General features: G+C 73.1%; 17 protein-coding genes. 14 read left to right on the top strand and 3 right to left on the bottom strand.

All coding sequences use genetic code 11. The features are described from left to right. The first annotated feature begins 2 nt into the window (after window positions 1-2). From ABTY59_RS29240 to ABTY59_RS29180, 13 genes are all read left to right on the top strand, one after another. Complete coding sequence (locus ABTY59_RS29240; protein WP_352022045.1) at window positions 3-851, top strand: YhjD/YihY/BrkB family envelope integrity protein; 849 nt, start codon at window positions 3-5, stop codon at window positions 849-851. A 101-nt stretch (window positions 852-952) separates the two neighbouring features. Beyond that, window positions 953-1,270: a trypco2 family protein gene (locus ABTY59_RS29235; RefSeq protein ID WP_352022044.1), complete on the top strand. Its 318-nt coding sequence runs from the start codon at window positions 953-955 to the stop codon at window positions 1,268-1,270. Between the two features lies 1 nt (window position 1,271). After that, window positions 1,272-3,437: a VMAP-C domain-containing protein gene (locus ABTY59_RS29230; RefSeq protein WP_352022043.1), complete on the top strand. Its 2,166-nt coding sequence runs from the start codon at window positions 1,272-1,274 to the stop codon at window positions 3,435-3,437. Beyond that, window positions 3,434-4,438, top strand: a complete 1,005-nt coding sequence (locus ABTY59_RS29225) for an AAA family ATPase (RefSeq protein WP_352022042.1) — start codon at window positions 3,434-3,436, stop codon at window positions 4,436-4,438. The genes ABTY59_RS29230 and ABTY59_RS29225 overlap by 4 nt, the downstream gene beginning before the upstream one ends. Window positions 4,439-4,454: 16 nt before the next feature. Beyond that, a complete protein-coding gene (locus ABTY59_RS29220) occupies window positions 4,455-7,952 on the top strand; it encodes a tetratricopeptide repeat protein (RefSeq protein WP_352022041.1) in 3,498 nt (1,165 codons plus the stop codon). A gap of 289 nt (window positions 7,953-8,241) precedes the next feature. Next, window positions 8,242-9,501, top strand: coding sequence for a bifunctional 3-oxoadipate enol-lactonase/4-carboxymuconolactone decarboxylase PcaDC (gene pcaDC, locus ABTY59_RS29215; RefSeq protein ID WP_352022040.1), 1,260 nt, complete (start codon window positions 8,242-8,244; stop codon window positions 9,499-9,501). Window positions 9,502-9,510: 9 nt separating this feature from the next. Next, a complete protein-coding gene (locus ABTY59_RS29210) occupies window positions 9,511-10,143 on the top strand; it encodes an MBL fold metallo-hydrolase (RefSeq protein ID WP_352022039.1) in 633 nt (210 codons plus the stop codon). 46 nt (window positions 10,144-10,189) lie between these two features. Further along, window positions 10,190-10,969 (top strand): exodeoxyribonuclease III, encoded by a 780-nt coding sequence (locus tag ABTY59_RS29205; RefSeq protein WP_352022038.1) that lies wholly within the window; start codon window positions 10,190-10,192, stop codon window positions 10,967-10,969. A 63-nt stretch (window positions 10,970-11,032) separates the two neighbouring features. Further along, a complete protein-coding gene (locus ABTY59_RS29200) occupies window positions 11,033-11,476 on the top strand; it encodes a DUF6278 family protein (protein WP_352022037.1) in 444 nt (147 codons plus the stop codon). A gap of 159 nt (window positions 11,477-11,635) precedes the next feature. Then, on the top strand, window positions 11,636-12,382 hold the full coding sequence (locus ABTY59_RS29195) for an amino acid ABC transporter ATP-binding protein (protein WP_352022036.1): 747 nt from the start codon (window positions 11,636-11,638) through the stop codon (window positions 12,380-12,382). A 14-nt stretch (window positions 12,383-12,396) separates the two neighbouring features. After that, on the top strand, window positions 12,397-13,314 hold the full coding sequence (locus ABTY59_RS29190; protein WP_352022035.1) for a glutamate ABC transporter substrate-binding protein: 918 nt from the start codon (window positions 12,397-12,399) through the stop codon (window positions 13,312-13,314). Window positions 13,315-13,330: 16 nt separating this feature from the next. Next, complete coding sequence (locus ABTY59_RS29185; RefSeq protein ID WP_352022034.1) at window positions 13,331-13,975, top strand: amino acid ABC transporter permease; 645 nt, start codon at window positions 13,331-13,333, stop codon at window positions 13,973-13,975. Then, window positions 13,972-14,829 carry an amino acid ABC transporter permease gene (locus tag ABTY59_RS29180; protein ID WP_352022033.1) on the top strand — a complete coding sequence of 286 codons (858 nt, stop codon included), beginning with the start codon at window positions 13,972-13,974 and terminating at the stop codon, window positions 14,827-14,829. The genes ABTY59_RS29185 and ABTY59_RS29180 overlap by 4 nt, the downstream gene beginning before the upstream one ends. Before the next feature lie 38 nt (window positions 14,830-14,867). Here ABTY59_RS29180 and ABTY59_RS29175 read toward each other — a convergent pair whose 3' ends face one another. Both ABTY59_RS29175 and ABTY59_RS29170 read right to left on the bottom strand, forming a co-directional pair. Further along, the gene (locus tag ABTY59_RS29175) at window positions 14,868-16,418 is read right to left on the bottom strand and encodes a CocE/NonD family hydrolase (protein WP_352022032.1); all 1,551 of its coding nucleotides are present in this window, start codon (window positions 16,416-16,418) and stop codon (window positions 14,868-14,870) included. A 91-nt stretch (window positions 16,419-16,509) separates the two neighbouring features. Beyond that, window positions 16,510-17,706: a hypothetical protein gene (locus ABTY59_RS29170; protein ID WP_352022031.1), complete on the bottom strand. Its 1,197-nt coding sequence runs from the start codon at window positions 17,704-17,706 to the stop codon at window positions 16,510-16,512. Window positions 17,707-17,856: 150 nt separating this feature from the next. Between ABTY59_RS29170 and ABTY59_RS29165 the strand changes: the two genes are divergently transcribed. Continuing rightward, entirely contained in the window at window positions 17,857-19,113 is a 1,257-nt protein-coding gene (locus ABTY59_RS29165; protein WP_352022030.1) for a cytochrome P450, read from the top strand. On the opposite strand, the gene ABTY59_RS29160 is transcribed toward ABTY59_RS29165, so the two are convergent. Then, the gene (locus tag ABTY59_RS29160; RefSeq protein ID WP_352022029.1) at window positions 19,064-19,798 is read right to left on the bottom strand and encodes a hypothetical protein; all 735 of its coding nucleotides are present in this window, start codon (window positions 19,796-19,798) and stop codon (window positions 19,064-19,066) included. The two genes, ABTY59_RS29165 and ABTY59_RS29160, sit on opposite strands and share 50 nt — an antisense overlap. Window positions 19,799-19,845: the final 47 nt, after the last annotated feature.

Genomic DNA, 19,845 nt, shown 5'->3' with positions numbered 1-19,845 from the left:
GGATGTCGTGGGCGACCCGGATGCGGAGCATCCGGAGCGGGGCCGAGCGGCGTTTTCCCGTCCTCACGGAGCTGACCGCCCGACTGATCAGCGGAAACCTCCTGGACTCCGGCACCCGGCTCGCCGCCCAGGCCTTCCTGGCCGCAGTGCCGCTCCTCTTCGCCCTCGGGGCCTTCGCCCCGAGCAGCGTGCGCGATCAGCTCCGCGAGTCGCTGCGCGCCATCTTCGGCCTGACCGGCGCGCCCGACCAGGAACTCCAGCGGGTCCTGGACGGCAACAGCTCCGACGAGCTGCGGGAGACCACCGGCGTCGTGGGCGCCGTCGTGGCGCTGGTGTCGGCCACCAGCTTCAGCCGCGCGATGGCGAGGGTGTGCGAGCGCGCCTGGAGGCTGCCGAAGGCCGGAACCAGGATCGCGGCCTGGCGCTGGACCGTGTGGCTGCTCGCCCTGGTCCTGGTGGTGCTCCTCCAGGCCCCGCTCCGTGACGGCTTCGGCGCCGGCGCCTGGCTGGGCCTGCCGCTGTACTTCCTGGTCAGCACCGGTGTGTGGCTCTGGACCCAGCACCTGCTCCTCGCCAAGCGGGTCGCCTGGCTCCCGCTCCTGCCGGGCGCCGTCCTGGCGGGCACGGCCACGACCGTCCTCGGGATCACGGCACGGCTCTACATGCCGTCCGCCCTCGACAGGGCCCTGGCCGAGTACGGCTCGCTGGGCCTGGTCCTGACGATGCTGTCCTGGCTGATCGTGGTGTGCGCCGCGCTCACCTTCGCCATCACCATCGGGGCCGTCCTGGCCCAGGAACCCCCGCTCGACCGGTACCTGGGCACGGACCGGGAGCGACCCCCCGCCGGCTGATTGTCTCCGGGCCGGTCCGATCCGCCTCCCGATCGTTGTAACGTACCGTTGACCCAGTCCATCGGACTGTCACGAAGGTCGGAGCGGGGGAGCTGCCGGGGATGTCGACGATCGGTCTGGCCGCGGCCATCGAGGAGTTGCGGCAGGAGCTGTACGAGGCGCAGAGAAGCGGCGCCGGCCAGCAGTTCGCCTTCGGTGTCGAGGAGGCGGAGCTGGAGCTCCAGCTCGAACTGCGCCAGTCCCTGAAGGGGGACGGCAAACTCACCTTCGGCGTCGTCACCGCCGGCGGGGGCGGCGAGCGGACCTCCGTGCGCACCCACAAGCTCAAGATCCGGCTGTCCGTCTCGGACAAGGCCGCCGGCGGCACCAGGCCCGAGGTCAACGACGAGGAGACCGGGTCCTGGGACGACGAGGAGTGACGTGGATCCGGCCAGACTGGCACTGATCCGCGGCGGTACGAAGGGCGAGACGCGCAGCACCGGGTCCGGCTATCTGATCGGCACCCGCCTCGTGCTGACCGCCCGTCACGTCCTGGTGGACCGGGAGACCGGCCGGCCATGGCCGAAGATCCGCGTACGGATCGGCCACTTCGACCACGGGCCGACGCAGGCCGTCGCGGCCGAACTGCTCTGGACCCCGCCGGACGGCCTCGACGTCGCGCTCCTGCGCATCGACCACGCGGCCGACGTTCCCGGCGGCGTCCTCTGGGGACGCCCCGCCGGCCGCGTCCCGCTGCCGTACGTGGGCCTCGGCTACCCGAAGGCCGCCGCCGTCGACGTGCGCGAGGTCGAGTACCTGCGGGGTGTGCTGTCACCCCTCTCCGGCTCGGGCCGGTACTACGTCCTCGACCAGGGACCCGCCCCCGTTCCCGGCGCGGACGGCACCAACGCCTGGGGCGGCGCGTCCGGCGCCGCGGTCTTCTGCGACGGCATGCTCGTCGGCGTCGTCGCCCAGGAGCCCGCGGCGTACGGCGCCAGGAGGCTCCTCGCCGTGCCCGCGCACTCCTTCGCGCAGGACGCCGGCTTCCTCCACCACCTCGCCGAGCACGCCTGCGCCGTCTCCGACCTCGTCCCCATCGGCGTACCGGCACCGCGGGCCGCACCCGGTGCCGCCCGCACACCCGCCGAACGCGCATGGGAGAAGCTGCTCCTCCCGCTCTTCGCCGACCCGGCCGCCCGCACCGCCTACGCGCGGGAGCTGGCGGGCGACCTCGGCTACGCCACCGCCGACTACGCCCCCACCTCCGCCGACCTGGTGGCCCTCCTCCAGGCCCACCCCCGCGCGCACGCCGCACTCGGGCAGGCCCTCGCCCCCCGTGCCACGGACGAGGCGTCCCGGTCCGGCCTCACCGCCTTCCTCGCCCAGGCGAGGGTGCTCGGCCACGGCCCGCTCCTGTCGCCGGACGAGTTCGACGAACTCCTGCACCTGCTCGGAGAGGTCCGCCACGCGCAGTCGGCGCTGCTGCCGCAGGCCGCCCGCGACGCCCTGCCGTACGCCGTGCTGCCCGACGGCCTCGCCCGGCCCCGGATGGAGGAGGACGAACTCGCCCCCACCATCGAGGCACTGGAGGAACTGCCCGACGGGGAGAGCGTCCCCGACGGCAGCCCGCCCGTCCCGGCCCTGCTCCGCCTCGTGGAGTACGTGGCGGCCGCCGAGGACGGCGAGCGACGGCAGGAGCTGCGCGCCTGGTCGAAGCGGACGGCCGACCGGATCGGCGTCCACGGCGACGCCCTGGCGGAGCGGCGCATGGACGCCGCACGGTGGGCGGAGCGCCGCCGGAACTCGCTCGTGGCCCGCGTGGTCATGGAACTGGAACGCGACGGCGCCGCGGACGACCGTCGGTACCGGTGCCGGATCCTGCTCGTGCGCACCGACGGCACCCACCGGGTCCTCAAGGGCCCGACGTCCGAACCGAAGACCCCGCACGAGGCGGCGCGCGCCCTCGCCGAGGCCGTCAGCGCCGCACGACAGGAGCCCGGCCGGCACGACCACGTCCCCCGGGTGACCGTCGTCGTCGACCGCCACGACCTCCACCTGGCCGTCGACGAATGGGAAGCCGCGGCGCCCGACGACCTCCTCCCGGCCTCGCCGATCGGAGCGGACTACCAGGTGACCCTCAGCTGCCCGGAGTTCGACCGCGTCGTCGCCGACCGGGAACAGGACCAGGAACGCCGGTGGAGCAAGGGCCGGACGGCCGTGGCCGTCACCGGTCCCGCGTCCGGCGACGCGCGGAAACTGATGCACCTGCTGCGGACCGAACACCGCGACACCGCCCGGGTCGTGCTCCACGGCCCGGCGGACCAGCGCCAGTCCCTGCTCCAGGTCTGCCTCGCCCTCGGCGTCCCGGTCGTGCTGTGGGACCGCGACGCCACCGGATACGAGGACGCCGACCGGCTGGGGGAACTGGCACCCTCGGGCGACCTGGACGGACTCGCCGAACGGGTACGCGTCTTCCGCAGCGGCACCGCCGCCCACCCCGACGAACGGCGAGCCCGCCCCTCACTCGTCTGGGAACCGGAGGGCTCCGGTCCGAGGACCGACCCGCTCCACCTGAGCGACCCCTGGAGAGGAACCCACGCGTCATGACCACCTTCGAGCACCCGACCGCCACGACCCCCCCGGAGCGGGCGCCCCACGGAGACGGATGGCGCCTCTTCCGCGGCGACGGCGAGCGCCGCGACGTCGACTTCCCCGACGCGCCCCCGTGGCGCCGCTTCGACCGGCCCGCGTCGCAGACCGGCGCCAAGGTCCCGTACCCCCGGCCGTACCTCATCGGCCCCGACGAGGCCGACGTGGTCAACGCGGCGCTGCACCTGCGCCGGCCCCTCCTCGTCACCGGGCAGCCCGGAACCGGCAAGTCCTCCCTGGCCCACGCCATCGCCCATGAACTCGGCCTCGGCCGCGTCCTCCAGTGGCCCGTGAACAGCCGCTCCACGCTGCAGGACGCCCTCTACCAGTACGACGCCGTCGGCCGGCTGCGCGAGGCGACCCTCCCGCGCGACGGCGACGGCACGGAACCCGACATCGGCCAGTACATCCAGCTCGGCCCCCTCGGCAACGCCCTGGTCCACCGGGAGCGCCCGCGCGTCCTCCTCGTCGACGAGCTCGACAAGGGCGACGTCGACCTCCCCAACGACCTGCTGACCGTCTTCGAGGAGGGCGAGTTCGTCATCCCCGAACTCGCCCGGCTGCCCAGGGACCACGCGCCCGTGCACGTGCAGACCGACGACCCCGACAGGCCCGCCCCCGTCGAGCGCGGTCACGTCCGCTGCGCCGAGTTCCCCGTCGTGATCATCACCAGCAACGGCGAGCGCGAGTTCCCGCCCGCCTTCCTGCGCCGCTGCATCCGGCTCGACCTGCCGGAACCCGACGAGCGGCGGCTGCGGGACATCGTGGCCGCCCATCTCGGGGACACGGCCCTGGACGAGGTCGACGACCTCCTGGAGACCTTCCTCGAACGGCGCGCGGCCGGCGAGCTCGCCACCGACCAACTGCTCAACGCGGTGTTCCTCCGCAAGGGCGGAGTGAACCTCGACGCCGGAGCACTGCTCCAGGCCGTGCTGCACCGACTCGGCGGAGCAGTGTGACGCCGTGATCTCCCACGTGACGAGACTCCTGGCCGAAAGCGGGGTGGACCTGTCCCACGAAGAGCTCCTCGACGCCCTGTGGCTGGCCGGAAGGCTGCCCGGGGGCGCCGACCCGCTGGCACGAGCGGCGCGCCGGCAGGCATCGCCCCAGCCCCAGGAGGTCCCGGCGGGCCGGGCCGGGGACCCGGACTCCGACGAGGCGGAGTCCCCGTCCGCCGAACCCCCGCAGAGAACCCGCGCCACCCACCCCCTCCTGGCGTCCTCGGACGGCCGACGCGCCACCGGCGACGCCACGGCCCCGTCCCCCGCCCACCCGGTCGCCGTCCCCGACCGCCACTCCCTCGGACCCGCCCGGCTGCCCCTGGCGAAGTCACTCCGCCCGCTCCGGCACCGCCTGCCCGACCGGCACCGCCGCGCCCTCGACATCCCCCGCACGGTCACCGCCATCGCCGAGACGGGCGTCCGGGAGATTGTCACCCGCCCCCTCCGCACCCGCTGGCTCACCCTCGCGCTCGTCATCGACGACGGCATCTCGATGCTCCTCTGGCAGCGCCTCGCCTCGGACGTCCGCGCCCTCATGGAACGCGCGGGATCATTCCGGAACGTCCGGGTGTACGGCCTCGACACCCGCGACGGCACCCCGACCCTGCGCGGCGGCCCCTACCGCCACGACAGCCGCCCCCAGTCCCCGAAGGCCCTCTGCGACCCGACCGGCGACACCCTCGTCCTCGTCGTCAGCGACGGTGTGGGCGAAGCCTGGCGGGACGGCGGGATGCGCCGCGTCATGCGGTCCTGGGCCCGGTCCGGCCCCACCGCCATCATCCACGCCCTGCCTCCCCGCCTGTGGCCGGGCACGGGCATCGACGCGCGCCCCTGGCAGGTCACCAGCCCGGCGCGCGGCGGGCCCACGGAGGCCTGGCAGGTCACCGACCCCGACCTGCCCCCGGAGCTGGTCCGCTTCGACTCCGTCCCCGTGCCGGTCCTCGAACCGACCCCGGAGGCGATCGGCGACTGGGCCCGTCTCGTCGGCGCGCCCGGCGGCAGCGCGCTGCTGCCGCTGTGGGACGACGACCGGTGCGCCGCCGCTTCGCGGTCCGGTCGACCCCGGGCCGCCGGCGGCAGCGAAGGCGCGGACGCCGACGCGGTCCTCCGCTTCAAGGCCGCGGCCTCCGACGAGGCCTACCGGCTCGCCGCCCACATGGCCGCCGTCGCCCCCGTCACACCCCCCGTCATGCGCCTCGTCCAGGCGGCCGTCGGTCCGCCCACCGACCCCGGCCACCTCACCGAGGTGTTCCTCGGCGGCCTCATGCACGAACTGGACGGCGCCGGGCCGCAACGCCTGCCGCACCTGCGGCGGTTCGACTTCGCCCCCGAGGCCCGACGCGCCCTGCTGAGCGCGGTCCCGCCCAGAGAACTGCTCCGCACCGCCGACGCCGTCACCCGCCGCATCGAGTCCGCCATCGGCCGGGCCCCGGTCTTCCCCGCCTGGGTCGGTCACCCCGACGGACACGCCCTCGTCGAGGACACCGGCCGGTCCTTCGGCTGGATCCAGGCCCAGGTGCTCGGCCGGCTCGGCATCGCGACCCCCTCGGACGACCACGAACCCCCGGCCCAGGACCACGGGAGCGCCGCACCGGAAGCGGCGGGGCACTCCGGTACGCAGGCGCACGAAGCGCCGGAGCCCGCCCAGCGGGAACGGACAGTCGCCGACCTTGAGCGGGCCCTCGCCGACCGCGAGCGGTCCCTGGGCGCGGACCACCCCGAGACCCTCGGGGCCCTGGTCGACCTCGCCCGGGCCTATGCGCGGGAGGGCCGCACCGAGGAGGCCCTCGCCCTGCAGGAACGCGTCCTCGCCGACGCCGAGCGGCTGCTGGGGCCGGATCACCCCGACGCCGTCACCGCCCGGGGCGACCTCGTCCTCTCCTACCGGAAGGCGGGCCGGACGGACGAGGCCATCGGACTCCTCAAGCGCCTGCTCGCCGACGCCGAGCGGCTGCTGGGACCGGAGCATCCCGTCACCCTGAGCAGCCAGGTCGACCTCGCCTTCGCCTACTGGGAGACGGGCCGGACGGACGAGGCCATCGTGCTGGAGGAGCGGGTCCTGGCCGTGCGTGAGCGGGTCCTGGGCCCCGAGCACCCGGACACCCTCACCGCCCGCGGCGACCTCGCCCTCTCCTTCCGGCAGGCGGGACGCACCGCCGAGGCCATCGCCCTGCACGAGGACGTCCTGACCCGGCGCGAGCGGATCCTGGGACCGGACCATCCCGACACCGCCACCGCCCGGGCCTCGCTGGCCCTCTCCTACCACCAGGCGGGACGGAGCGTCGAGGCCGTCGCCCTGGAGGAGCGGGTGGTGGCCGACCGCGAGCGGGTCCTGGGCACCGGGCACCCCGACACCTTCACCGCGCGGATCACCCTCGCCTTCTCGTACGGGAGGGCGGGGCGGAACGCCGAGGCCATCGCGCTGCAGGAGCACGTGCTCGCCGAGTCCGAGCGCGTCCTCGGCGTGGACCACCCCGACACCTTCACGGCCCGCGCCGACCTCGCCGCCTCGTACGAGACCACGGGCCGGGTCGCCGAGGCCATGGCCCTGGAGGAGCGGGTGCTGGCCGACCGCGAGCGGGTGCTGGGGCCGGACCATCCCGCCAGCCTGACCGCCCGGGCCCACCTCGCCCTCTCCGTGTGGCAGGCCGGCCGGGCCTTCGAGGCCATCGCCCTGGAGGAGCGGGTGCTGGCCGACCGCGAGCGGGTGCTGGGGCCTGAGCACCGGGACACCCTCACCGCCCGCGGTGCCCTCGCCTTCTCGTACGGGAGGGTGGGGCGGACCGACGAGGCCATCGCCATGGAGGAGCAGGTCCTCGCCGACAGCGAGCGGGTGCTGGGCCCCGAGCACCGACAGACGGTGACGGCGCGCGTCAACCTCGCCTTCTCCCTCAGGGACGTGGGACGTACCGACGAGGCGATCGAGCTGCAGGAGGACATCCTCGACGTCCGCGAGACGAACCTGGGCCCGGATCATCCCGACACCGTCAACGCGAGGGCGGACCTCGCCTACTCCCTCAGGGAGGCCGAGCGGACCGACGAGGCGATCGACCTGCAGGAAGAGGTCCTCGCCACCCGCGAGCGCATGCTGGGCCCGGACCACCCGGACACCCTCAGCGCCCGCGGCGCCCTCGCCTTCTCCTTCTACCAGGCGGGGCGGACCGACGAGGCCATCGCCCTGGAGGAACCGGTCCTCGCCGACTCCGAGCGGGTCCTGGGGCCGGACCACCGCGACACCGTCACCGCCCGCGTCAACCTCGCGTTCTCGTACCGCCAGGCGGGTCTGGTGGACCACGCCATCACCCTGCAGGAACGCGTGCTCGGCGACTCCGAGCGGCTCCTCGGCCCGGAACACGCCGACACCGTCACCCTCCGTGCCGACCTGGCGACCTTCTACCGGGAGGCCGGGCGGACCGACGAGGCCGCAGCCCTGGAGGAACGGCTCCTCGCCGACCGCGAGCAGGACGGCTAGTGCTGTGACCGGAAAGGTTCACCGGGTCGCGACGCCCGGCACGGCACCTCGCCGCGTTGTCGGCCCTCCCGAGTACGTCCCGTACGAGCCGAGGCCCTCCGCCTTGCGATGCACCGCACCGGACGCCGCGACCCGGCAAACCTTTCCGGCCACAGCACTAGGGAGTGAATTCCGGAACACGCCGGCCCGGAGGACTCCCGTGCCGTCCGGGCCTGCGCGGGGGTACGTCCCCGGCCCGCCTCCGGCCCCGGGCGTACGGGCTCCGGCGAGAGATGAGAGGGTCTTGCGGGTGAGTGAGACAGCGACGAACACCCTGCAATACCGTGTCGACGGGCGCGAGGACGCCCCGGTCCTGGTCCTGGGGCCCTCCCTCGGTACGACCTTCCACATGTGGGACCGGCAGATACCGGAGCTCACCCGTGACTGGAAGGTCGTCCGCTTCGACCTGCCCGGGCACGGAGGCGCGGCCGCGGAGCCCTTCACCTCCGTCGCCGAGCTCGGTGACCGGCTCCTGGCCACCCTCGACACGCTCGGCGTGCAGCGCTTCGCGTACGCGGGCTGCTCCCTCGGCGGTGCCGTCGGCCTCGACCTCGCCCTCCGCGCGCCCCACCGGGTCGCCTCCCTCGCCCTGGTCGCCACCTCGCCCCGGTTCGGCACCGCCGACGAGTTCAGGCAGCGAGGGGTGATCGTGCGGGCCAACGGCCTGGAGCCGATGGCCAGGACCGCCCCCGAGCAGTGGTTCACCCCGCTCTTCGCCGGCGCCCAGCCCGCCATCGTCGACTGGGCCGTCCAGATGGTCAGGACCACCGACCCCGCCTGCTACATCGCCGCCTGCGAGGCCCTGGCCGTCTTCGACGTCCGCGAGGCCCTCGGCAGCATCGGCGTCCCCGCCCTCGTCCTCGTCGGCTCCGAGGACCAGGTCACCGGCCCCGCCGAGGCCCGCACCCTGGTCGCCGGCATCGCCGACGCCCGGCTCGCCGTCGTCCCCGGCGCCTCGCACCTCGCCCCCGTCGAGCAGCCCGCCGCCGTCACGGACCTGCTCACCGAGCACCTCTCCGGCACCGTCCAGGAGGCCAGTGGCACCCTGGCCGTGCCCCCGCCGCCCCCGCCGCCCGTCCCCGCCGCCGAGGCCGCCCCCGCCGCGCCGGACGCCGAGCCCGCCGAGACCGGGCGGCCCGACCCGTACGAGAAGGGGCTCGGGCTGCGCCGCGAGGTCCTCGGCGACGCCCACGTCGACCAGGCCCTCGCCGACGACCCCGACGGCGCGTTCCAGGAGCTCGTCACCCGGTACGCCTGGGGCGAGGTCTGGACCCGCGAGGGCCTCGACCGGCGCACCCGCAGCGTCGTCACCCTCACCGCCCTCATCGCCGGAGGCCACCGGGAGGCCCTCGCCGACCACACCCGCGCCGCCCTGCGCAACGGTCTTTCGCCCGAGGAGCTCCGCGAGATCGTGCTCCACGCGGGCGTGTACTGCGGCCTCCCGGCCGCCGAGACCGCGCTGCGGGTCGTCACCCGGATCGTCGCGGAGGAGACGACGCCCCCGGCGTAGCCTGGGGCCGTGAAGCTGACGAAGAAGTCCCACGCCTGCGTGCGGCTGGAGAAGGCCGGCCGCACGCTCGTCATCGACCCCGGCAATTTCACGGAGGAGGACGCCGCCCTCGGAGCCGACGCGCTGCTCGTCACGCACGAGCACCCCGACCACTTCGACGAGGGCCGGCTGCGCGCGGCGCTCGAGGCCGACGCCGCCGCCGAGGTCTGGACGCTGCGCAGCGTCGCCGACCGGCTCTCGGCGGCCTTCCCGGGACGGGTGCACACCGTCGGGCACGGGGACACCTTCACGGCGGCCGGCTTCGACGTCCAGGTCCACGGCGAGCTGCACGCGGTGATCCACCCGGACATCCCGCGCATCACGAACGTGGGCTACCTCGTCGACGGCTCCGTCTTCCACCCCGGCGACGCGCTCACCGTGCCCGACCACCCCGTGGACACGCTGCTGCTGCCCGTCATGGCCCCCTGGAACAAGATCTCCGAGGTCATCGACTACGTGCGCGAGGTCAAGCCGCGCCGTGCGTACGACATCCACGACGCCCTGCTCACCGACCTCGCCCGGCCCATCTACGACCGCCAGATCGGCGGCCTGGGCGGCACCGACCACGCGCGCCTCGCCCCGGGAGCGTCCGCCGAGCTCTGAGCGGTGCGAAGGCCGACTGTCACACCCCGCCAGTAGGCTTGCGGTCATGCGCATCGCCACGTGGAACGTCAACTCGATCACCGCCCGGCTGCCCCGGCTCCTGGCCTGGCTGGAGAGCAGCGGCACCGACGTGCTGTGCATCCAGGAGACCAAGTGCACCGCCGAGCAGTTCCCCACCGAGGAGCTGCGCGCCCTGGGGTACGAGTCGGTGGTCAACGCCACGGGGCGGTGGAACGGCGTGGCCCTGCTCTCCCGCGTCGGCCTCGCGGACGTGGTCACCGGGCTGCCCGGCGGCCCGGAGTACGACGGGGTGGAGGAGCCCCGGGCGATCTCCGCGACCTGCGGCCCGGTCCGCGTCTGGTCGGTGTACGTGCCGAACGGCCGCGAGGTGGCCCACGACCACTACGCCTACAAGCTGCGCTGGCTGGAGGCGCTCAAGGCGGCCGTCGCGGAGGACGCGGCGGGGGAGCGCCCCTTCGCCGTCCTCGGCGACTACAACATCGCCCCGACCGACGAGGACGTCTGGGACATCGCCGTCTTCGAGGGCGCCACGCACGTGACGGAGCCCGAGCGGGCCGCGCTCGCCGGGCTCCGCGAGACCGGTCTCACCGACGTGGTCCCGCGCCCCCTCAAGTACGACCACCCCTTCACGTACTGGGACTACCGCCAGCTCTGCTTCCCGAAGAACAAGGGCATGCGGATCGACCTCGTCTACGGCAACAAGCCCTTCGCCGAGGCGGTCTCCGACAGCCACGTCGACCGTGAGGAGCGCAAGGGCAAGGGCGCCTCGGACCACGCGCCCGTCGTCGTCGACCTCGACCTCTGACCCGTGTGATCGTTTCCGCGCGCCGGGTGGTGGACCGGCAGGCGGCGGTGCGAGGCTGTTCGGATGAACATCCCGTTTCTGGACAACTGGCGCAAGCGACATGAGCCCGAGCCGGCCGGCTCCCCCCTGGCCGCGGCCTTCGACCGCGACCCGGAGGGAGTGGCCGAGCTCCTCTCGGAGTGCGAGCTGCTGCGTTCCCGCGTCGAGGCGGCCGGGGTGGCCCTGGACGACACCCCGCGCTCCCTCCAGGAGCTCGACCAGCTGCCGCCCCGCTGGCGAAACGATCCGGAGGAGCTGCCCTGGTTCGGGAACGACGCGGGGCTCTACCTCGGCACCGTCATCGTCCGGAACGTGCCGGGTGCCCGGTGGCAGGTGTGGCCCGGCGGCGGCCCCGTCGTGCGGCTCGCCTCCGGCCGGGAGATCCAGGTCGTCGAGGCCGGTCTCGACTGGGCGATGACCGGGGCCCCGCAGCTCTCCCAGGTGTACGCCGAGGCCTCCGAGTACTGACGGCGAGGCCTCGGCGTCCGGGGCCGAATCCTCCGCCCGCCACCCTTCCGCAGTAAATACGGCTTATTCCCGTTTCATGCGTGTCGGGCGTGAAGTCCCTTTTCCCGTGGATAGTTTGCGCTGACCGCGACACCGCTGAGAAACGGGGCAGGGCAGCGCATGGCCGTCGTCGATCCGCTGATCGAACTGCGTGGCGTCAACAAGCACTACGGCACGCTGCACGTCCTCCAGTCCATCGACCTCACCGTCGGACGCGGAGAGGTGGTCGTGGTCATCGGCCCCTCCGGATCCGGCAAGTCCACCCTGTGCCGCGCGATGAACCGGCTGGAGAGCGTCGAGTCGGGCGAGATCGTCATCGACGGCCGGCCCCTCCCCGAGGAGGGCAAGGCACTCGCCGGGCTGCGCGCCGAAGTCGGCATGGTCTTCCAGTCCTTCAACCTCTTCGCGCACAAGACCGTCCTCGCGAACGTCTCCCTCGCGCAGATCAAGGTCCGCAAGCGCAGGAAGGAGGAGGCCGACCGGCGTTCGCGCGCACTCCTCGACCGCGTCGGACTCGCCGCGCACGCCGACAAGTACCCGGCCCAGCTCTCCGGCGGCCAGCAGCAGCGCGTCGCCATCGCGCGCGCCCTCGCCATGGACCCCAAGGCCCTCCTCTTCGACGAGCCGACCTCCGCGCTCGACCCCGAGATGATCAACGAGGTCCTGGAGGTCATGCAGCAACTCGCCCGCGAGGGAATGACGATGGTGGTCGTCACCCACGAGATGGGCTTCGCGCGCTCCGCCGCCAACCGGGTCGTCTTCATGGCCGACGGGAAGATCGTCGAGGACCGCACGCCGGAGGAGTTCTTCACCGCCCCGCGCAGCGAGCGCGCCAAGGACTTCCTCTCCAAGATCCTCAAGCACTGACCGGGGTGGGAACCATGCAGCGCACGCACCGCACCCTCGCCGCGCTCGCCCTGCTGCTCGCCGTCGCGGCGGCGCTCGGCGGCTGCGGCAAGGAGGGCAGTCCACCCGTCAAGGGCCCGCAGCCCGACCAACTCCCCGTCTACCAGGTGCGGTCCGGCTTCACCCTGCCGGACTCGGCCACCTGGAACCGGGCGAGGAAACGCGGCCGGCTGATCGTCGGCGTCAAGGAGGACCAGCCCTACATGGGCGAGAAGGACCCGGCCACCGGCCGCTACTCCGGCTACGACATCGAGATCGCCAGGATGATGGCCGCCTCCCTCGGCTTCGACCCGGCCCGCGTCGAGTTCCGCACCATCGCCTCGGCCAACCGCGAGACGGCCCTCCAGAACGGCCAGATCGACTACTACGTCGGCACCTACACCATCAACGACAACCGCAAGAAGCTCGTCGGCTTCGCCGGCCCCTACTACCAGGCCGGCCAGTCGCTCCTGGTCCGCTCCGACGAGAACGACATCCACGGCCCGCAGGACCTGGACGGCAAGCGGGTCTGCTCGGCCGCGGGCTCCACCCCGTACCAGCGCATCCAGAAGGACTACCCGAAGGCCGAACTCGTCGCCTACGACACCTACTCCGTGTGCGTGGACAACCTGCTCACCTACCAGGTCGACGCGGTCACCACCGACGACACGATCCTCCTGGGCTACGCCGCCAAGGTCCCCGACGAACTCAAGGTCGTCGGCAAGCCGTTCTCGAAGGAGCCCTACGGCATCGGAGTCCCGCGCGGGGACGACGCGCTCCGCTTCGCCCTCGACGACGCGATCGCCGCCCACGAGAGGAACGGCGACTGGAAGAAGGCGTACGACGCCACCCTCGGCCTCTCCGGGGTGCCCGCCCCGCCGCCGCCGGCCATCGACCGCTACCCGGCCACCTGAGGACCCCACCGCTGACATGGACGTACTCACAGACAACTTCTCGCTCTACGGCGAGGGGTTCCTCGGCACCGTCGAACTCACCGTCTACTCCTCGGCCCTCGCGCTCGTCCTGGGTTTCGTCATGGCCTCGTTCCGGGTCGCGCCCGTGGGCTCCTTCCGGGTCTTCGGCACGGTCTGGGTCACCGTCCTGCGCAACACCCCGCTGACCCTGCTCTTCTTCGCGGTCATGCTGGGCCTGCCCCGCTTCGGACTCGTGCTGCCCTTCGAGGTGTTCGCCGTCCTCGCCCTCGGCTGCTACACGTCCGCCTTCATCTGCGAGGTGCTGCGCTCCGGCATCAACACCGTGCCGCGCGGCCAGGGAGAGGCCGCCCGCAGCCTCGGCATGACCTTCTCCCAGACCCTGTCCACGATCGTTCTGCCGCAGGCCTTCCGGACGGTCATCCCGCCCATCGGCTCCACCCTGATCGCCCTCGCCAAGAACTCGGCGATCGCCGGGGCGTTCAGCGTCACGGAACTCCTCGGCACCTACAAGACCCTGAGCGAGCTGGGCTACAACATCGTCTGGACCTTCGTCTGGATCGCCGTCGGATACCTGATCATCACCCTCACCATCAGCGCCCTCTTCCACCTCATGGAGAAGCGCTGGGGAGTCGCCCGATGACCGAGTCCACCGCCCTCTACGACGTCCCCGGGCCGAGCGCCCGGCGGCGTCACCTCCTCTACGGACTCGCGTCCACCGTCGTGATCCTCGCGCTGGCCGGCTGGATCCTCTACCTCCTCTTCGACACCGACCAGTTCACCGCCACGAAGTGGTCGCCCTTCGTGTACGAGGGCATCCAGGAGCTGCTGCTCAGGGGCCTCGGCAACACGCTCAAGGCCTTCGCCTACGCCTCGGTGCTGTCGCTCGCCCTCGGCGCGGTCCTCGCCACCGGGCGGCTCTCCGAGCACCGGGTGCCGCGCTGGATCTCGACCCTGCTCGTCGAGTTCTTCCGCGCCATGCCCGTCCTCGTGATGATCTTCTTCATCTTCGTGGCGCTCAAGGTGCAGCCGCTGCCCGCGCTCGTCGCCGGACTCACCCTCTACAACGGCTCCGTGCTCGCCGAGGTCTTCCGCACCGGCATCCACGCCGTCGCGCGCGGCCAGGGCGAGGCCGCGTACGCGCTCGGCATGCGCAAGTCCCAGGTGATGACGTACGTCCTGGCGCCGCAGGCCGTCCGCGCCATGCTGCCGGCCGTCATCAGCCAGCTCGTGGTCGCCCTCAAGGACACCTCGCTCGGCTTCCTCATCACCTACGAGGAGTTCCTGCACGCGGGGAAGCTGATCGCGTCGAACCTCGACTACGACCTGCCCTTCATCCCCGTCGTGCTCGTCATCTCACCGATCTACATCGGGATGTGCATGCTGCTCTCCTGGTTCGCCACCTGGGTGGCCCGCAGGGAGCGCCGCAGCCCGAAGACGAAGGCCGTGGACGTCGCCCCGGCCGCACCGCGGTCGCTGCTGCCGGGACAGCAGTAGCGGGCGAGGAGCCGCACCCGCCCGGCAGCAGCCGGTGATCACTCCGCCCGCAGCGGGACCGACACGTACGACGGGTCGGCCGTGGGGGAGGAGAAGGTCAGCTGCGCGCCGGTCGGGTTGTGCTCGATGTAGAGCGGGTCGACGGTGTCGACGACCAGCGCGAGCCGGTGCCCGGCCGGGACGTCGTACGCCGTCGAGAACAGCTCCAGATCGACGCCGAACGGCTGCCCCGGGGTCCGGTCGTGGAAGGTGTACGGGGCGTTGGTGACCAGTTTCCCGAGGCCGAGCGGGCCCACGTCATAGAGGTACGCGACGAGGGTGCCGCTCTCCTCGGTGGAGGAGACCGTCGTGTGCAGCCTCACGGTGCCGCGCACGCGCTGCGGGGTGGCGTACCGCTCCGACTGCCAGACGCCGGCGAAGGCGCGGGGGAGGAGGGGGACGGAGGCGACGGGCGGGGCCTGGAAGAACTGGTCCAGGAGGTTGGACAGCATCACGATGCCGCCGTTGGCGCCGGAGTCGACGTTCGCCCATATCCGCTGCGTCCCGCCGAGGTCGAACTTCCGCCGGTTCGCGTCGAGGGACTTCCAGTCGGCGTAGCCCTCGTAGGGGGCGTCGGAGCGGGGCTTCACCTGGACGGGCCGCTCGCGGTCGATGCCGTTGTCGACGCCCTTGAGGTAGTGGTCGAACCAGCGGTGGGCGCTGGTCCAGGTGTCGTTGGGCAGGCCGAGGAGGCCGGTGGCCTCGGCGGTGGCGTGGTCGCCCGGACGGAACTCGAGCCGCTTGGGGCCGGTGAGCTTCTCGTAGAAGCTCGCGTACTGGTTGGGCGGGAAGATGGTGTCGCCCCAGGCGTTGCCGAGCATGATCGCGGCGCCGTTGGCGTTGATCCGGTCGAGCTGCTCGACGGCGGAGCGCTTGCGGCCCCAGGCGATCATGTCCTCCTCCTTGGCCAGGTTGGAGGAGAGGAAGTCGCCCAGGATCTGCTGGAGTTCGGGCCCCGGCCGGCCGGTGAGATAGCCGGCGCCGCCGAGCAGGGCGGCGGCCTGGAGGTGCTGGGTGCGGCCGCTGTAGATGGACTCGATCAGGTCGGCCCAGCCGCTGAGCGCGGCGACGGCCTTGATCCGCGGGTCGTTCGCGGCGGCGAGCAGGCTGATCCCCGCGCCGTACGAGACGCCCGCCATGCCCACGTGGTCGGGGTCGGACGGGGTGTTCGCGAGGGCCCAGTCGATGACCTTGGAGGCGTCGGCGATGTCCTTCGGCCCGGCGGTCTCGATCTCCCCGCCGGACTGCCAGAAGCCGCGCGAGTTGTAACTCACCACGACGTAACCGGAGTCGGCGAGCTTCTGGGCCTGGGCGAGGTACTCGACCTGGGGCATGGCCCAGCTGGTGGGCAGCACGATCAGGGGGTGACGGGCGGCGGCGGCTCCGGCGGGCGTGACGACGTTCGCCTTGAGGACGGTGCCGCCGTCGCCGGCGATGTCGACGAAGCGGATGGAGCCGGCGGTCTCGGCGGCCTGGGTGGCGGGTGCGAACCCGAGGGCCGTCCCGGCCGCGAGAGCGGCCGAGACGGCGAGGGCCAGGGATGCGCGCACGGGGCACTCCTCACTGGGGACACTGTTGGGGGGCAGTGAAAGTGACCCGACGGTAACCGCGGCGCCTTACTCGTGGTAACCGGTCGGTAAGTTACGTGCGGGTAACGATTGGCCGAAGAGCGGCGGCCGCCACCAGATCGGCGTGCGCCTCCCCGTACCGCTTCACGGCCAGGAGGAACATCGAGCGGTCGGTGAGGGCGCGGACGAGCGCGCCCGGGTCGGCCGCCGCACGGCCCGCGAGGTCCACGCCCTCGTCGAAGGACGGACGGAGCGACTCCTCCGCCCGGCGGCCGGCCGTCTCCCAGCGCAGGGCCCGGCGGACGGTCAGACGGCGCTGGGCCACGATCAGACCGGGGAGGTCGTCCGACGCGCGCAGGGCCGCGACCCGGCGTTCGAAGGCGGGGATCGAGGCGAACCAGCCCTCCCGCACGTCGGGGGACCACCCGTGGACCGGATGGACCCCGAGCGCCGGCAGCGGGGCCTGAGGAGTGGCGGCCGGTTCGTCCGGCCGGCCCGAGAGGGCGAGGAGGGTCACCCAGGTGGCCTGGATGTTGCTCCAGCTCACCGGCTCACCGCTCGCCGCGAGCCGGGCCAGGACGGTCAGCGTCTCGCGCCGCGCCCCGGCCTCCTCGGCCGGACGCGCGGCGGCCCCGAGCATCCCCGCGTACCGCTCCAGCTTCCACACCAGGGACGCCAGCGGGGCGCGGTCCCCCGCCGCCGCCTCGCGCGCGTCACCGACCACGCGCGCGAACACCTCCAGGGCCTCCTCGTGCCGTCCGGCCGCGTCGAGCGCGGCCGCCCACTCGATCAGCGTCCACACGGACACGTCCGCGTCCCCGGGGGCGACGTGCCGGGCGTGCAGGTCGGCCGCCTCCCCGTGACACCCCTCCTCGGCCAGGACCACCGCGAGGCGGCCGTACGATCCGGCCGCCGCCGACTCCTCGCACACCGCGCGGCCCTCGGCCCTCCGCCCGGCGGTGAACAGCGCGTGCTCGTAGCCCCCGAGGGCCCTGCGCAACCGGCCCTTCCGGTCCGGCACCTCCGCGCCGAAGCGCCGCGCCGCGTCCGCCGCCTGCCCGTACAGGACCACGTCCAGCCCGGGATCCCGCAACTCGACGGCCCGCTCGAACAGCGCGTCGACCAGCTTCGGCAGATACGCCCGCGGGCTCACCTCCGCGAGCACCCGGTACGCGCCCAGCCGCTCCCCGAGCGTCAACGGCTCCGACCCGAGCAGCAGGACCCGCGCCCGCAGCACCGTCTCCGCGTCGAAGTTCCCCGAATGCGCCATGTGCCCCCTGTTCTCCGTGTGATGCGACGACGGAGATTCTGCGCGTCGGGGGACAGCCCGGACAAGGTTCTCCAACTGTGCGTTCCGTCCTACGAAAACCGCCCCTGACCTGTCATGATGGTGACGTCTTCACTCCGATGGGAGGGGCCGGTGCACAGCAGGACCGTCGCACCCGACGTGTTCGATCCCCGGATCTACGCCGCCGGCGTCCCGCACGACCGGTTCCGGGCCCTGCGGGACCGGGCGCCCGTCTCCTGGCAGGCGGAGCCCGAAGTCCTCGGCTGGCCCGCCGGATCCGGGTTCTGGGCGGTCACCCGGCACGCCGACGTCGTGCGGGTGCTCAAGGACTCGGGGACGTACTCCTCGTGTCTCGGCGCCACCCAGATCCGTGATCCCGACCCCGCCGACCTGCCCTTCATCCGGCGCATGATGCTCAATCAGGACCCGCCGGACCACGGCACGCTGAGGAAGCTCGTCAGCCGGGCCTTCACGCCCCGCCGGATCGAGCGCTTCGCCGCGACCGCCCGCGAGCGGGCCCGCGCGTCGCTCGCCGCCGCGTTCGCCGACGGCGGCGAGGTGGACCTCGTCCGCGCCGTCACCGACGACTACGCCCTGCTCAACCTCACCGACCTGCTCGGGGTGCCCGCGACCGACCGGGGACTCCTGCACGCCTGGACCGAGCGGGTCATCGCCTACCAGGACCCCGACGAGCCGCCGGTCCTCGACGCCGGGGGACGGCCGGTCAACCCCCGCTCGCCCGCCATGCTGGCCGAGATGTTCGGCTACGCCCAGGAGCTCGCCGCCCACAAACGGGCGCACCCGGCGGACGACGTCATGAGCGTGCTCGCGGCCTCCGAACTCGGCGACGCCGAACTGGAGATGTTCTTCTTCCTGCTCACGGTCGCCGGGAACGACACCGTCCGCAGCGCCGTCCCCGGCGGGGTCCTCGCCCTGGCCGAAAACCCGGACGAGCAGGCGAGGCTGTGGCGGGGGGAGGTCCCCGTGGACACGGCGGTGGACGAACTCCTGCGCGTGCACCCGCCCGTGCTGTCCTTCCGGCGCACCGCCGCGCGGGACACCGAGCTGGCCGGACGGAGGATCCGCGCGGGTGACAAGGTCGTCGTCTTCCACGCCTCCGCCAACCACGACGAACGCGCCTTCACCGACCCGCACCGCCTGGACCTCGGCCGGAGCCCCAACCCGCACGTCTCCTTCGGCGACGGGCCGCACGTCTGCCTCGGCGCCCACTTCGCCCGGCTCCAGCTCCGGGTGTTCCACGAGGAGCTGCGCGCGTCCTGCGGCGGCCTCGCCCTCGCGGGACCGCCCCGGCGCCTCGTCTCCAACTTCATCAACGGGATCAAGTCGCTGCCGGTGCGGCCGCTGGAGCCGTCCGCGCCGCGCGCGTGACATCGGCCACCAGCTCGACCACGTCGGGGCCGTACGCCTGCGAGTTGACCACCCGCAGGAGCAGGACGAAGGAACCGTTCGGACCGTACTTGCCCGCCAGCGCCTCGTGGTGGCGCGCCAGGTGCCGCGCCGCGGCCTGATTGGTGACCGCGGCCTGTCCGCACACCAGGAACACCGGCCGGCCGTCCTCGCCGCGGGTGAGGCGCGCGAGGACGACGTACTCGTCCACCCCCCACTCCGGGCGGTAGGTCTCGCCCGCCACGGTGAGCATCCCGCGGTCCTCGCGCGGCTCCTGCTCGACGTTCATCGTGAGGCCCGGCAGCAGATTCGGCAGATGGGCCGCCATGCGCCGGTTGGAGTAGGGGCCGCCGATGCAGAACTCGGCTATCTCCCCGAGGCCCTGACGGGCCGTGTCGTGCTGGACGACCCGGGGCCGAGCCCCGCAGTCCTTGATCAGCGCCGAGAGTTCGAGCAGCGCCGACACGTCCGTGGCGTGCACCCCCCGCTCACTGCCGGCCAGACGGTTCACCACGAGCAGGCACTCCGAACCGGAGGGCAGCCCGAAGAAGGCCTGCTTGCGACGCAGCCGCCGCCGCCAGACATGGGTGCGCGTCAGCCAGCCGAGGGAGCCGCTGACACCGGTGGCCAGGACCCCGAGCACCACGTTGCGCAGGTCTTCGTTCATAGGCGCGCATGCTAGCGGCGATCGCCCACCGGTTCGAGGCGGTCCTG

This window comes from Streptomyces sp. NPDC096079, assembly GCF_040303145.1.
GTDB lineage: Bacteria > Actinomycetota > Actinomycetes > Streptomycetales > Streptomycetaceae > Streptomyces.
This window is presented reverse-complemented; position numbering and strand designations above follow the sequence as displayed.